We start from the raw sequence: 13,086 nt of genomic DNA, 5'->3' as shown, positions 1-13,086 counted from the left end.
CCTTGCAAGGGGAAGGATGCACCTGATCTTGTGTCCAGATGCTGGCGAGCTTTTGGGGGGAAAGAGCGTGCAGGACGGGCAGGACAAAGACTACGAACGCGAGCTGCGAATTCACGAGGCACTGGACGTTGCGTCGACGACGCCTGTATTTGCACTGTCTTTCCTGATGGCTTTTGTCGTTATGATTTTGCAGTTCGGCCCTGCAAACCTGACGCTTCCCGCGGTCGTATCTTTGGCATTGTTGCTGGCCATGAATGTAATGGGGATGAAAAGTTATTACGCGCTGCGTAATAAGCCCAGGCCAAAGTCGATCTCGAAACGTCGCTTGAAAGTTATCCTCATTACCTCCGTGATCCTTGGAACAACATGGGGTTGCTTCAATTTTTTCATGATGCCGGTTTTGGCGCCGCACGAGCAGATGGTTCTGTATCTGTTCGCCTTTATCGGCGCGTTTGGCGGTTCTACGACTTTTTCGCTGAGGGTGACGTGGGGCTTCTCCAGCCCGGTCCTGTTTCTGACCTGGCTGTCCATGCTGCTGTGGGGACCGCTGGAGTGGTATTTCAACACGCTCACAATCTTGGGCACGGTTTTGGCGATTACGCAGCTCACGTTCCTGACCAGAAAAAGCGCAATCAACGGGATCAAGTTGAGTTTGGCGAATACCAAAGCGCTGAACGAACAACTTAAGGCCGAAGGTCGGATACGTGAACTTGCTCGCATCCCTGAAGAGAACCCCAACCCAGTCTTGCGTATCAGTGATGAGGGCAAGCTTATTTACGCCAACCGGGCCAGCGCACCATTGATCAAGGCGCTGGGTTTCAAGGTTGGCGCGCAGGTCGCAGCCGATTGGCGCGAGCGGGTCTCACGCGGCATGACCGAGGACGAGCGGCAGGATTTCGAACATGCCGCCGGCGACTTGATCTACGCGCTGTTGCTTTGGCCGGTCCCGGATGGGGGCTACGCGAATGTCTACGGCCGCGACATCACCACTCAGAAACGGGTCGAAAGTGAATTGCGCGTCGCCCGCGACATTGCCGAGGCGGCCAGTCAAACCAAAAGTTCGTTCCTTGCCAATATGAGTCACGAGCTGCGCACGCCCCTGAACGCCATCATCGGTTATAGCGAGTTGATGCTTGAAGAAGCGATAGACCAGAATGATGAAGCCAACCTGAACGACCTAAAAAAGATTCAGTCCGCGGGGAAACATCTGCTGGCGCTGATCAACGACGTTCTGGACCTGTCCAAGATTGAAGCGGGCAAGATGGAGTTCACTCTAGACACGTTCGACATCTCTCAGGTGATCAACGACGTCAGTACCACGGTGCAACCTTTGGCCGAGAAAAACGACAACACGCTGGAAATCTCGTGCCCCGAAGATATCGGCGAGATGGTTTGTGACCTGACAAAGGTCCGACAGGCGCTGCTGAACCTGCTGTCCAATGCCTGCAAGTTCACCGAAAACGAGAAGATCACGCTGTCGGTCGTGGAGTCTAACGAAGGCGGTCAACTGGAATTTGCCGTCTCCGACCATGGGATAGGTATGTCACCGGAGCAGGCTGACCGGATTTTCAACGCCTTTACACAGGCCGATTCCTCGACCACGCGCAACTATGGCGGCACTGGGCTGGGTCTGTCGATCACCAAAGCCTTTTGCGAGCAACTGGGCGGCGATATTCACTGTGACAGCACGTTGGGTGAAGGGTCGACCTTTACCATCCGGCTACCGCGCATCTGCAAGGACCCGTCCGCTGATCTGTTGCAACGGGCCGAATTTACCGAGGGCAGCGTGAACAGCGATCCAAACGCGCCGCTTGTTCTTCTGGTTGATGACGATCCAACTGTGCATGATCTGCTGGGGCGACGTCTGGTTCGCGAAGGCTATCGCGTGCTGGCTTCGACCAACGGTGATCAGGCTTTGGAACTAGCACGGACAACGCGGCCTGACGCCATCACTCTGGATGTTTTCATGCCCGAGATCGACGGCTGGGCAGTGTTGTCCAAACTGAAAGAAGACCCAGAACTGGGGAATATCCCGGTTATCATGCTGACTTTCGCCGAGGACCGAAAACGGGGCCTGTCTCTCGGGGCCAGCGAGTATCTGGACAAGCCGATCGACACAGTCGCGCTGCTGAAGGCCCTCAAAGAGCATTGCCCAACGCAACCAACCCCGACGGTCCTGGTTGTCGAAGACGAAGTTGCAACCCGCGAATTGATCTGCCGCGTCCTCGGCCGGGAGGGTTGGCAGATCGACGAGGCCGTCAACGGGCTGGACGCGTTGCAACGCTTGTCTCAATCTGTTCCAGACGTGATCCTCTTGGACCTCATGATGCCTGAAATGGACGGGTTCGAGTTTCTGGCCGGAATGAAGAAAAACCCCGACTGGAAAGATATACCGGTCATCATTGTGACCGCCAAAACCCTATCCAGCGAGGATCGAATACGTCTGAATGGATCGGTCGATACGCTGATCCAAAAGGGAGGGGACGAAATTGAAACCATTCTTGCCCAATTGAATGAGATTCTGCTCACCTCCAGGTCTGGGGAAACGTGAGCAGAAGAACTCTTTTTAACGGCTCGATTGGTGGAAACACACCTTGGGCCAGACCTTTCCAACCGAGCGCAGCCAGAGCGTGTGAAGACTCCGCGATCCAGCTTGGCTATATGATTGCGGGGTTCTATTCCAGATAAAGCGCTGTTGCCCCCGCGATCTGAGGTGCAGCAGTGAAAGTGTTGCTCATTCTTGGCGGCCGCGCATGGCTTTGGCGCGCTCTGTATGCAGCTTGCGGAAATGTTCGTCAGATTCGGGGGTGCCGTCATGGAGGCTGCCGAACCATTTATCCAGCGGCACGTTGCTTTCGCCGAAATTTACGTTGTGATAGCGGTGGTGCAAATAGTGCATATAGCGGTCATTGCGCAGGGCCAGCTCATCTCCAAACACGATTTCATCGAATCCTGAATGGCTGACTGCAGGGCCGAGGGCAGTCTGGAACCCGTTGAACATCATGTGCAGCGGATGGCTGGGTACGATCACGTGAATCAGCATGCACGAGAAATAGATCAGATGTTCAACCGGATGCATTGCCAATCCGGACCAAGGGCCGACATTCACGTTCTTGTGGTGCAGGAAATGTACCCAGTCATACAGTGGTTTCCAATGGATCAGCCGGTGAATCCAGTAGAAGTGAAAGTTGCGCCAGAACGGAATTGCCATCATGAGAAGGCAGAACAGGATCGGATGCTCGGCCGGATCAAGATAGGGCATCCAGCCATTTGCATAGCCCCACCACAGGAAACATTCGTAACCGGTCCAGATCAGTGTACCGACCTGCGCCCAGAAAATATTGTCCCAGACCTGATCACTGAAAAGGAAAGTAGCGTTGTTCTTTGCCTGCCAGTTGGCGTTGTACTTTTTTAGACGCCCCTGCATTTTGAAACCGCAGAACCACAGGTGGATTATCCCAGTCCAAACCCAGATCAGCACAAGATTGCGCAAGAAAATCTCACCCATCCAACCAAGTTGGAAAGTTTCCATGCGCGACAGTTCTGGCGTGAACCAGACATAGCAGACGCCGATCAGGACCATGTAAATGGCAAACCACGGAAAGAAAAACCCCGGAAAACCAGTTAGCCATTTGAATATCTTCGGGAAATTCAGCGGATCGTCCAGCACCGGTTCAAGAAAAACCGGGCGGCCCGACCACCACTCACCACGGCGGTTTCGTTCCTGACCATGTTCGTCAATCGTGATCTTGGGCTTTTTCGCCATTTCATGTCCTTCCCACACCCAAACCCGGAAAAAAGGGCGCTACTGACCTTATACTCGGATAGAGAGGAGCCTGCATTCCGTCAACAAAAGTTTCGAAACTGTCTTGGAATGGCGAAAAAATAGACATCTCCCAAAATAATCTTGACGTGACTTCAACCTGTCCTTACGCCTTTTGACATGGACGACTCCTCTGCCCTGCAATCCTCGCCGGATATTTACGACAGCCTGCGCGATGGGCTGATCTGGGGGCGATGGAAGTCTGGGGAACGTCTGAAACCTCAGCACCTCAAGGTCGAGTTCGGCAGCACCACCGCAGCCCTTCGTGAGGCATTATTGCGGCTGGCCGGAGAAGGTTTTGTCGAAAACGAAAAGAACCATGGTTTCCGCGCAGTCGAGCATTCGGAAGACACGTTTCGGCAGGCGGCGCATCTGCGGCTTTTGCTGGAATGCGAAGCGGCTGAAATGGCGTTGAAACAAGGGGATTTCGAATGGGAAATGGCGCTGAACGCGGCGCATCACAACCTTGAATTTATCGAGGTGCGTATGGAGCAGGCGGATGATATTGAACCGTTTCTCAGGCGCTGGTCCCGGCAGGACTGGGTGTTTCACAGCACATTGTTGGGGGCGTGCAAATCTGATCTGCTGATGCAGACCTACAAGTCCGTCTACGACACGTTTCGAATGTACGCCGTATCCCGGATCGCCGGGTTCGGGTTCTCGCAGGTCACGCGGGGCGAACATCGGGCGATTTATGATGCTGCCATCGCCCGCGACTTGCCTGCTTGCCTTGATGCGATACGCGCGCATTTGGCGTTGTATGAAGACAATAACCGCCTGCCAGACAGGTTGGCGCCCAAGGGAGGAAAAGGGACATGAGCAAGATTGCTTTGGTGACGGGCGGCGGCTCTGGCATTGGCAAGGCCTGTGCGGTGAAGCTGGCCGAAAACGGATACACGGTTGTGGTCACCGGACGGCGGCAGGAACCGCTGGACGAAACTGTTGCTGCCATGGGCGGCGGGTTAGCTTTGGCCTGCGACGTGACGGATGCGGCACAGGTTGATGCCCTGTACGACCAGATCAAACAAGCGCATGGGCGTTTGGATGTCCTGTTCAACAACGCCGGCAACAATGTGCCCGCAGCGCCGATTGGGGATATCCCACCCGAGGATTTCCTGACCGTGATGAACGTAAACCTCTATGGAGCGTTTCTGTGCGCGCGGGGGGCGTTTAACCTAATGCGCGATCAGGACCCGCAGGGCGGACGGATCATCAACAATGGCTCGATCTCGGCTGCGGTGCCCCGACCCGGATCAGCGCCCTATACAAGTTCCAAACATGCAATCACGGGCATGACCCGGTCGATCTCGTTGGATGGTCGCCCGTTTAACATCGCGTGCGGCCAGATAGACATTGGCAATACGGCGTCCGAAATGACCTCGAGAATGTCCGGCGGTGTGCCGCAGGCGGACGGGTCGATAAAGCCTGAACCAGTGATGAGTGTCGAGAACGTGGCGCAATCAGTTCTGCATATGGCCGATCTGCCGCTTGAGGCGAATGTCCAGTTCATGACCGTCATGGCCACCAACATGCCTTTCATCGGGCGCGGGTGACCCAGGTGGACACCATTCGTGCATCGCATGGCCATGACGCATTTCACAGAATCTGAGGGCTATATGGCCGAGAAAATCCGCGCCTGTTCAACGGGCGACATCGAAGAAGAGGACGTATTTCGCTTTGATTATGGGGACAAAAGCCTGATCATCATCCACGGCCCGGACGGAAATTTTTATGCCACCGATGGTTATTGCACCCACGAAAAGCAGCACCTGTCCGACGGGCTGGTGGACGAGTTCAACATCGAATGCCCGCTGCATTTCGGGGCCTTTGATTACCGCACCGGCGACCCCACCGCAGCACCAGCTTGCGAGGCGCTGAAAACCTACCCTGTCGCTGTTGAAGGCGACGATGTTTATGTTGAGATCTGAACCATGACCCTATTTGACCTGACCGGAAAAACTGCCCTTGTCACCGGATCCTCTCAGGGGATCGGATTTGCGCTGGCGCGAGGCTTGGCCGAGGCCGGTGCCTCGGTGGTGTTGAATGGCCGCGATACGACCAAACTGGATGCAGCCGTTGCCAAGCTGGCCGGCGAAGGTCACAGCGTCACGGCGCTGCCTTTCGACGCCACCGATCATGCGGCCGTCAAGACTGCAGTTGACGAATATGAGAGCGCAGGACAGATCGACATTCTGGTCAACAACGCCGGGATGCAGTTTCGGACAGAACTGGAGAATTACCCCGCCGAGATGTTCAGCAAGCTGCTGGAGACCAATATCTCAACGGTCTTCAACGTTGGGCAAGCCTGTGCGCGGCATATGATCGGCCGCGGTGCGGGTAAAATCATCAACATCGCCAGCGTTCAAACCGCGCTCGCCCGGCCCGGCATTGCGCCTTACACCGCGACCAAAGGCGCCGTAGGCAATCTGACAAAGGGTATGGCCACTGACTGGGCCAAGCATGGGCTGCAATGCAACGCAATCGCGCCGGGCTATTTCGATACGCCCCTGAATGAGGCGCTGGTCAACGATCCCGAATTCTCGGCCTGGCTGGAAAAACGCACCCCGGCGGGCCGCTGGGGCAAGGTCGAGGAACTGGTGGGGGCCTGCGTGTTCCTGTCGTCCCCGGCATCCAGCTTTGTCAACGGACATACTCTGTTCGTGGACGGCGGCATCACGGCGAGCTTGTAAGCCATGCGTGCGATTGTCATTCACTCCGCCCGCGACCTACGTATTGAAACCCGCGAAGTGCCAGAGCCAGGATCCGGTCAGGTTCGCATAAAAATGGCCGCAGGGGGTATTTGCGGCTCGGATTTGCATTATTACAACCACGGTGGTTTTGGCACGGTGCGCCTGCGCGAGCCGATGATTCTGGGGCATGAGGTTTCGGGTCACGTCGAGGCGTTGGGCGAAGGTGTCGACGGGCTGGCAGTTGGCGATTTGGTTGCCGTGTCCCCATCGCGGCCCTGCGGGAAATGCCAGTACTGTGCCGAAGGTCTGCGCAATCATTGTGAAAACATGCGGTTTTACGGCTCTGCCATGCCGTTCCCGCATATTCAGGGCGCGTTTCGTGAGGTTCTGGTGGCAGATGCCAGCCAATGCGTGCGTGCAACGGGCCTGACGGCGGGTGAGGCGGCGATGGCCGAGCCGCTCTCGGTTGTGTTGCATGGCACCCGGCGCGCGGGAGAAATTCTGGGCAAGCGGGTTCTGATCACCGGCAGCGGTCCCATTGGCACTCTGGCTGTGCTGGCTGCACGTGCAGCAGGGGCGACCGAGATTGTCGTGACCGACCTTGAGGATAACGCGCTTGGCTTTGCGTCTCGGGTGGGTGCCGATCGGGTCATCAACGTGGCGCACGATAGCGACGCGTTGGCCGCCTATCAGGCGGGCAAAGGCACCTTCGATATCCTCTACGAATGTTCCGGCAGCCCCCAGGCGCTGGCCGCAGGCATTGCCGCGCTGCGTCCGCGCGGCATCGTTCTGCAACTGGGTCTGGGCGGAGACATGACCATCCCTATGCAGATGCTGACCGCCAAGGAACTGGACCTGCGCGGCTCGTTCCGGTTCCACGAGGAATTCCCCACCGCCATTGCCCTGATGCAGAATGGCAGCCTGGATGTGAAACCGCTGATCTCGCACACGGTGCCTTTGGACCAGGCGCAGGCGGGCTTTGACCTGGCGGGGGATCGAACGCAGGCAATGAAGGCGCAAATCGCATTCGGATAGGAGCCCCAAGCGAAATCCTTTTTTAGAAGCTCAGGACTCGGAATGAGAGGCCAATTTGCTGGGCAATGCCCCAGTTAAACAGCTTGCCGCTGAGTTCGATCAGGTTCAGCGGTCCCCACTACGGGATCACGACCAAATACCAAGACCTTGTGTTGCACGCAGGCCAGGCTCAGCGCGTCATTCTCCACCAAGATGAAACGATTGTGGCTCTAAATAACGCAAAAAATCGGACTATCTGCCCGACTTATTGAACTGCAAATGGGGTAAGGCTTTCCTTGAACTGTTCAATGAACTCTAACGTCACCAGCGACGGTTGCTTCAGGATAGGCCGGACGAGCGAAAGGGTATGTGGAAGTTCAGGTGTGAACGGTCGAAAGCTAAGACCACGTGAGGCGTATTGCACGGCGTCCAACTCGCTGACGACAGAAACGCCTACGCCTTTCATGGCCAGCTCGCAGGCCGCGGTAAACTGCCTGACCTCGATATGCGAATTCAACGTCGCATTGACGTTGTGAAAGGCTTTGGAAAGCCTGCTGAAGAAATCGCTGTCTCGTCGGGTGTGGATCAGTTTGCAGTCAGCAAGATCCGCTGGTGCTATGGTAGACAGGTTTTCAAGGTGATGTCCTGTTGGGAAAACGCAAACGGTGCGGACGTCGATGTTGTTGCTTTCAACCGCAGGATGACCGTTGAAACTGTCTGTTATGCCGAAATCATATTGCTCTCCGATCATCCATTCCAGAATGCGCTCTGGCCGGTCCGGTTCGATCGTCAAAGTCACTCCGGGTCGATCTTTTAAAAACCCTGCAACCACGTTGGGCAGATGGCTGGTTGCAAATCCGGGAAGGCAGGCAACGCGAATATGCCCTGCCTTGCGCTGCGTGATGTCCTGGCTGACATCCGAGATTTGATTCATCAACTCAAGGACGCGTTCAACGCTAGGCAGGAGGTAGCGCACCTCTTGCGTGGGAACCAAACGACCTTCTCGACGGTCGAAAAGTTGAAACCCAAGCGACTTTTCAAGATCTGAAAGTAGCCTGCTGACAGCCGGTTGGCTTACGCCCAAATCGACTGCGGCCGCCGTGACCGAGCCATTGGTCGTCACGGCCATAAGTGCTTCCAATTGCCGGACCCGCAGAGTTTGGTTCATCGCTGTTTCCAATCGTTCCCAAGCTTTCATAACACCATGTTATTTTTTTATCCATCAGATCGGACTTGAATTATAATTCTGTGCGTTTAACGTCGGGAAATCGTCATGTGTGCCGAAGCTGTTGAGCGGTCGGTATTCAACGAAGCATCGAACCTGATGCATGGGAGGAATCATGAAAAAGAAATTTCTCGGCGCTCTTGCCGTAACAACTGCTTTGTCTCCGGTGGCGGCAATGGCGCAGACCGAAGTTCAGTTCTGGCACGCTTTCACAGGTCGTCTGGGTGAGCTTGTGAAAGCCCAAGTGGAAGAATTCAACGCAAGCCAGGATGAATTTGTCGTGGTGGAAAGCCACAAGGGCAACTACTCGGAAACCTTGAACGCAGGCATCGCGGCGTTTCGCGCGGGGGAACAACCCCACATCCTGATGGTGTTCGAAGTCGGCACTGCCACGATGATGTCCGCCGAGGGAGCTGTCAAACCTGTGTTTGAGGTCATGGCCGAAAGCGGCGCATCCTTTGACCCCGACGCCTATATCGGCGCCGTCAAAGGCTATTATACCACGACCGATGGCGACATGCTGTCCTTGCCCTTCAACTCGTCGACGCCAGTTCTGTGGGTCAATCGTGACGCTTTCGAAGCTGCCGGTGTTGATCCCGACACCGACCTGTCTACGTGGGAAAATGTCGGCACGGTTTTGGATCAGTTGAAAGCAGGCGGTGAAGACTGCCCGCTGGTCACCGCTTGGCAGAGCTGGATTCACCTTGAAAACCTGTCCGCATATCACGACGTCCCGTTTGCCTCGAAGGACAATGGGTTTGCCGGTCTGGACACCGAGTTGATGTTGAACGGGCCCACGCAGGTCGCGCACCTGACTGCCATGGGTGATTGGGCCAAGGACGGAAAATTCATCTATACCGGTCGCCGCAACGAAGGCGGAGCCAACTTCCGGTCTGGCGAGTGCGCACTGTTTACCGAAAGCTCAGCGGGCTATGCGGGCATCAAGGCCGAGGCCCAGTTCGACTTTGATGTCCGCCCGCTGCCCTATTGGTCTGGCGTGATCAGCGAGCCGCAGAACACGATTATCGGCGGTGCTTCGCTTTGGGTGATGGAAGGCCATGAGGACGATGCATATAAAGGCGTTGGCGAGTTTCTCAGCTTCCTGTCGACCTCTGGTGTTCAGGCCGATTGGCACCAGAATACTGGCTATCTGCCGATCACCGCCGAAGCCGGTGTCGAGACGCGCAATGCAGGGTTCTATGAAGAGAACCCTGGCACTGATATTGCCGTGATCCAGATGACCGCGAAAGAGCCAACCGCTAATTCCAAAGGTCTGCGTCTTGGGTCGTTCGACCAAATCCGCGGCATTATCGACGAGGAACTTGAGGCGATCTGGTCGGGAGAAAAGACCGCACAAGAGGCGATGGACAGTGCAAAAGAACGCGGAGACGCCCTGTTGCGCCGCTTTGAGACTGCAAATCGCTAAAATTAAAGGCACATGTGGGTCGGTCCTGGCCCACATGTTTATCTGCTGATGGGCCTCTAGGATGGAAAAACGCGTCACCTTTCGCGGCTGGCTTTTGCCACTAGCACTGATCGCGCCGCAAGTCATCATCTCGGCCGTTTTCTTCTTTTACCCCGCAGGTCAGGCGATCTGGCAATCTTTGTTTATCCCCGACCCGTTCGGGTTATCTTCGCAATTCGTTGGATTGGGCAATTTTGAATTCCTGCTCAGCGACAAGTTCTATCGTGCGTCTTTCGTGACCACCGCGGTGTTTTCGACGCTGGTTACGCTCTGCTCAATGATTCCGGCGCTGTTTCTGGCGGTTTTGGCGGATCGGCTGATCAAAGGATCGGGCGTCTATCGGACGCTGTTGATCTGGCCCTATGCGGTCGCGCCTGCTGTGGCCGGGGTGTTGTGGCTGTTCATGTTCAACACTCGCGTCGGCGTGATCTCATGGTATCTGGGCCAGCTTGGCTATGATTGGAACCACGTTCTGAACGGGACCGAGGCGATGGGACTGGTCGTCGTAGCTTCGGCCTGGGGGCGTATCAGCTACAACTTCCTGTTTTTCTTCGCAGCCCTGCAATCGGTCCCCAGATCGGTGATCGAGGCCGCCGCGATCGACGGCGCCCGCTTTTGGCGGCGGTTCTTCACCATCGTGTTGCCATTGCTGTCGCCAACCGCGTTTTTCCTGCTGGTGGTGAATGTGGTCTATGCGTTCTTTGAAACCTTCGGGGTTATCCACACGATCACCGGGGGCGGGCCGCAACAAGCCACGACCATTCTGGTCTACAAGGTCTTTTCCGACGGGTTCGTGGGGCAAGATCTGGGATCGTCCTCGGCCCAGTCGGTCATCCTGTTGGTCGTAGTTGGCCTGCTGACCATCATCCAGTTCAAATACGTGGAAAAGAGGGTGCACTACTGATGGCCGCCCAACAACACGGAATGGTCGAGAAACGCGGCGCGGGAATCTGGCTGACCCATGCCTTCATGATCCTGGGCGTTCTGATCATCTTCTTTCCGATCTGGCTGGCCTTTGTTGCCTCGACTGTCACGCAGGCTGATATCGTGTCGCCCCCTATGCCGGTGATGCCAGGGGACCAGTTCTGGGTGAATTACAAGGCGGCGCTGTTTTCAGGCGTCAACGTGCCCGTGGCGACGATGCTGTTCAACAGTCTGGTGATGGCCATCGGCATTGCCGTGGGTAAGATCATCATCTCGCTGCTGTCGGCCTTTGCGATTGTTTACTTCCGCTTTCCCGGTCGTCAGACATTTTTCTGGATGATCTTCATCACCCTCATGCTGCCGGTCGAGGTGCGGATCGTTCCTACATTCGAGGTTGTGGCCGGGTTTGGTATGCTCAACAGCTATTCGGGGCTGATCTTCCCGCTGATCGCTTCGGCCACCGCGACCTTCCTGTTCCGTCAGTTCTTTCTGACCATTCCCGATGAATTGGCCGAGGCCGCACGTGTCGATGGTGCCCGCCCGATGCGGTTTTTCATTGATATTGTCGTGCCCATGAGCCGCACCAATATCGCGGCGCTGTTCGTGATCCTGTTCATTTATGGCTGGAACCAATATCTGTGGCCGCTGCTGATCACCACCGATCCGGAAATGAACACCATCGTAATGGGCATCAAGCAGATGTTCCCTTCGGGCGATGATTTTGCCCATTGGCCGACGATCATGGCCACATCCATACTGGCGATGATCCCGCCGGTCATCGTCGTCGTATCCATGCAAAAGCTGTTTGTGCGCGGCCTTGTCGATAGCGAGAAGTAAGAAATGGCAACTGTAACCCTGCAAGACGTCAAGAAAAGCTTTGGTCCCACGGATGTGATCCACGGCATCGACATCGACATTGCCGACGGAGAGTTCATTGTGATCGTCGGCCCGTCGGGCTGTGGGAAATCTACGCTTTTGCGCATGGTGGCCGGTTTGGAAACCGTTACTTTGGGCGAAATCCGCATTGGCGATGAGCGCGCCAATGAGAAAGAGCCGATGGACCGCGACATCGCGATGGTGTTCCAGAATTATGCGCTCTATCCGCATATGTCGGTGCGCCAGAACATGGGCTATGGGCTGAAGATCGCTGGACTGCCTAAGACGCAAATTGATGCGAAAGTGACCGAAGCGGCCAAGCTGTTGCAGCTTGAGCCATTGTTGGATCGAAAACCCAGACAGTTGTCCGGTGGCCAGCGTCAACGGGTGGCAATGGGTCGGGCCATTGTTCGCGAACCAGCTGTTTTCCTGTTTGATGAACCGCTCTCGAATCTGGACGCCAAGCTGCGCGTGCAGATGCGCCTTGAAATCCGTGAACTTCAGGAAAAACTTGGGATTACATCCCTGTACGTGACGCATGATCAGGTCGAAGCCATGACAATGGCGGACCGGATGATCGTGATGAACGCAGGCGTGGCCGAGCAGATCGGAACTCCGCTTGAGGTTTACGAAACGCCGAAAACACTTTTTGCAGCGCAATTCATCGGCAGCCCCGCGATGAATATTTTTGACGCGCGCCGCGAAAACGGATTGATCAAGGTTGGGGATATCGAGATTGGCCCTGCACAAGGCCCGGATGCCAACCTAATGCTGGGTATCCGTCCCGAACATTTGTTTGCTGACAATAGCGGCCCCTTTGAAACCAGTGTACAAATGGCAGAGCCGTTGGGCGCAAACACGTTGCTACACGGCCACCTTGCCAACTCTGGCGCTACAATCACGATCAGTCTTCCGGGCGTCCACCCTATCGAAGGTCACCACCCGAAAATGCGGTTTTCGGTTGCGCCCGAGCATATGCACTTGTTTGACAGCAAAACAGGTAAGCGGCTGGAAAGCTGATACCGTCCCCGCGGAACAAGGTTTGTGGGTTCAAATGCTGTCCTGGCCT

General features: G+C 55.9%; 12 protein-coding genes. 10 read left to right on the top strand and 2 right to left on the bottom strand.

From position 1 onward, the window contains the following. The first annotated feature begins 16 nt into the window (after nt 1-16). Entirely contained in the window at nt 17-2,551 is a 2,535-nt protein-coding gene (locus GOV80_RS05510; RefSeq protein WP_170783173.1) for a hybrid sensor histidine kinase/response regulator, read from the top strand. A 183-nt stretch (nt 2,552-2,734) separates the two neighbouring features. On the opposite strand, the gene GOV80_RS05505 is transcribed toward GOV80_RS05510, so the two are convergent. Continuing rightward, nucleotides 2,735-3,766, bottom strand: a complete 1,032-nt coding sequence (locus tag GOV80_RS05505; protein WP_170783172.1) for a sterol desaturase family protein — start codon at nt 3,764-3,766, stop codon at nt 2,735-2,737. A 177-nt stretch (nt 3,767-3,943) separates the two neighbouring features. Here GOV80_RS05505 and GOV80_RS05500 point away from each other — a divergent pair, with 177 nt between their 5' ends. Genes GOV80_RS05500 through GOV80_RS05480 form a run of 5 tightly spaced genes read left to right on the top strand, consistent with a single transcriptional unit; the run spans nt 3,944 to nt 7,548 of the window. Beyond that, the gene (locus GOV80_RS05500) at nt 3,944-4,642 is read left to right on the top strand and encodes a GntR family transcriptional regulator (protein WP_170771650.1); all 699 of its coding nucleotides are present in this window, start codon (nt 3,944-3,946) and stop codon (nt 4,640-4,642) included. Then, nucleotides 4,639-5,376, top strand: coding sequence for an SDR family oxidoreductase (locus GOV80_RS05495; RefSeq protein WP_170771648.1), 738 nt, complete (start codon nt 4,639-4,641; stop codon nt 5,374-5,376). Before GOV80_RS05500 ends, GOV80_RS05495 begins: the two co-directional genes overlap by 4 nt. Before the next feature lie 27 nt (nt 5,377-5,403). Beyond that, entirely contained in the window at nt 5,404-5,751 is a 348-nt protein-coding gene (locus GOV80_RS05490; RefSeq protein ID WP_237215704.1) for a non-heme iron oxygenase ferredoxin subunit, read from the top strand. 3 nt (nt 5,752-5,754) lie between these two features. Continuing rightward, a complete protein-coding gene (locus GOV80_RS05485) occupies nt 5,755-6,513 on the top strand; it encodes an SDR family oxidoreductase (RefSeq protein WP_170783171.1) in 759 nt (252 codons plus the stop codon). Nucleotides 6,514-6,516: 3 nt separating this feature from the next. Continuing rightward, a complete protein-coding gene (locus tag GOV80_RS05480) occupies nt 6,517-7,548 on the top strand; it encodes an L-idonate 5-dehydrogenase (RefSeq protein WP_170783170.1) in 1,032 nt (343 codons plus the stop codon). Nucleotides 7,549-7,792: 244 nt separating this feature from the next. Here GOV80_RS05480 and GOV80_RS05475 read toward each other — a convergent pair whose 3' ends face one another. After that, nucleotides 7,793-8,695 carry a LysR substrate-binding domain-containing protein gene (locus GOV80_RS05475; RefSeq protein WP_170783169.1) on the bottom strand — a complete coding sequence of 301 codons (903 nt, stop codon included), beginning with the start codon at nt 8,693-8,695 and terminating at the stop codon, nt 7,793-7,795. 172 nt (nt 8,696-8,867) lie between these two features. Between GOV80_RS05475 and ugpB the strand changes: the two genes are divergently transcribed. From ugpB to GOV80_RS05455, 4 genes are all read left to right on the top strand, one after another. After that, a complete protein-coding gene (gene ugpB, locus GOV80_RS05470; RefSeq protein WP_170783168.1) occupies nt 8,868-10,178 on the top strand; it encodes a sn-glycerol-3-phosphate ABC transporter substrate-binding protein UgpB in 1,311 nt (436 codons plus the stop codon). A gap of 61 nt (nt 10,179-10,239) precedes the next feature. Then, nucleotides 10,240-11,121 (top strand): sn-glycerol-3-phosphate ABC transporter permease UgpA, encoded by an 882-nt coding sequence (ugpA, locus tag GOV80_RS05465; protein ID WP_170783167.1) that lies wholly within the window; start codon nt 10,240-10,242, stop codon nt 11,119-11,121. A 20-nt stretch (nt 11,122-11,141) separates the two neighbouring features. Continuing rightward, nucleotides 11,142-11,978, top strand: a complete 837-nt coding sequence (ugpE, locus tag GOV80_RS05460) for a sn-glycerol-3-phosphate ABC transporter permease UgpE (protein WP_170783677.1) — start codon at nt 11,142-11,144, stop codon at nt 11,976-11,978. Nucleotides 11,979-11,981: 3 nt separating this feature from the next. Continuing rightward, complete coding sequence (locus tag GOV80_RS05455) at nt 11,982-13,037, top strand: sn-glycerol-3-phosphate import ATP-binding protein UgpC (RefSeq protein ID WP_170783166.1); 1,056 nt, start codon at nt 11,982-11,984, stop codon at nt 13,035-13,037. Nucleotides 13,038-13,086: the final 49 nt, after the last annotated feature.

The organism is Ruegeria lacuscaerulensis (genome assembly GCF_013034685.1).
GTDB lineage: Bacteria > Pseudomonadota > Alphaproteobacteria > Rhodobacterales > Rhodobacteraceae > Ruegeria > Ruegeria lacuscaerulensis_B.
This window is presented reverse-complemented; position numbering and strand designations above follow the sequence as displayed.

Coding starts and splice junctions, on each gene's coding strand:
- GOV80_RS05490 (WP_237215704.1), top strand. CDS start 5,404: ATGGCCATGACGCATTTCACAGAATCTGAGGGCTATATGGCCGAGAAA.
- GOV80_RS05500 (WP_170771650.1), top strand. CDS start 3,944: ATGGACGACTCCTCTGCCCTGCAATCCTCGCCGGATATTTACGACAGC.
- GOV80_RS05455 (WP_170783166.1), top strand. CDS start 11,982: ATGGCAACTGTAACCCTGCAAGACGTCAAGAAAAGCTTTGGTCCCACG.
- GOV80_RS05485 (WP_170783171.1), top strand. CDS start 5,755: ATGACCCTATTTGACCTGACCGGAAAAACTGCCCTTGTCACCGGATCC.
- GOV80_RS05505 (WP_170783172.1), bottom strand. CDS start 3,766: ATGGCGAAAAAGCCCAAGATCACGATTGACGAACATGGTCAGGAACGA.
- ugpE (WP_170783677.1), top strand. CDS start 11,142: ATGGTCGAGAAACGCGGCGCGGGAATCTGGCTGACCCATGCCTTCATG.
- GOV80_RS05495 (WP_170771648.1), top strand. CDS start 4,639: ATGAGCAAGATTGCTTTGGTGACGGGCGGCGGCTCTGGCATTGGCAAG.
- GOV80_RS05475 (WP_170783169.1), bottom strand. CDS start 8,695: ATGAACCAAACTCTGCGGGTCCGGCAATTGGAAGCACTTATGGCCGTG.
- GOV80_RS05480 (WP_170783170.1), top strand. CDS start 6,517: ATGCGTGCGATTGTCATTCACTCCGCCCGCGACCTACGTATTGAAACC.
- GOV80_RS05510 (WP_170783173.1), top strand. CDS start 17: ATGCACCTGATCTTGTGTCCAGATGCTGGCGAGCTTTTGGGGGGAAAG.
- ugpB (WP_170783168.1), top strand. CDS start 8,868: ATGAAAAAGAAATTTCTCGGCGCTCTTGCCGTAACAACTGCTTTGTCT.
- ugpA (WP_170783167.1), top strand. CDS start 10,240: ATGGAAAAACGCGTCACCTTTCGCGGCTGGCTTTTGCCACTAGCACTG.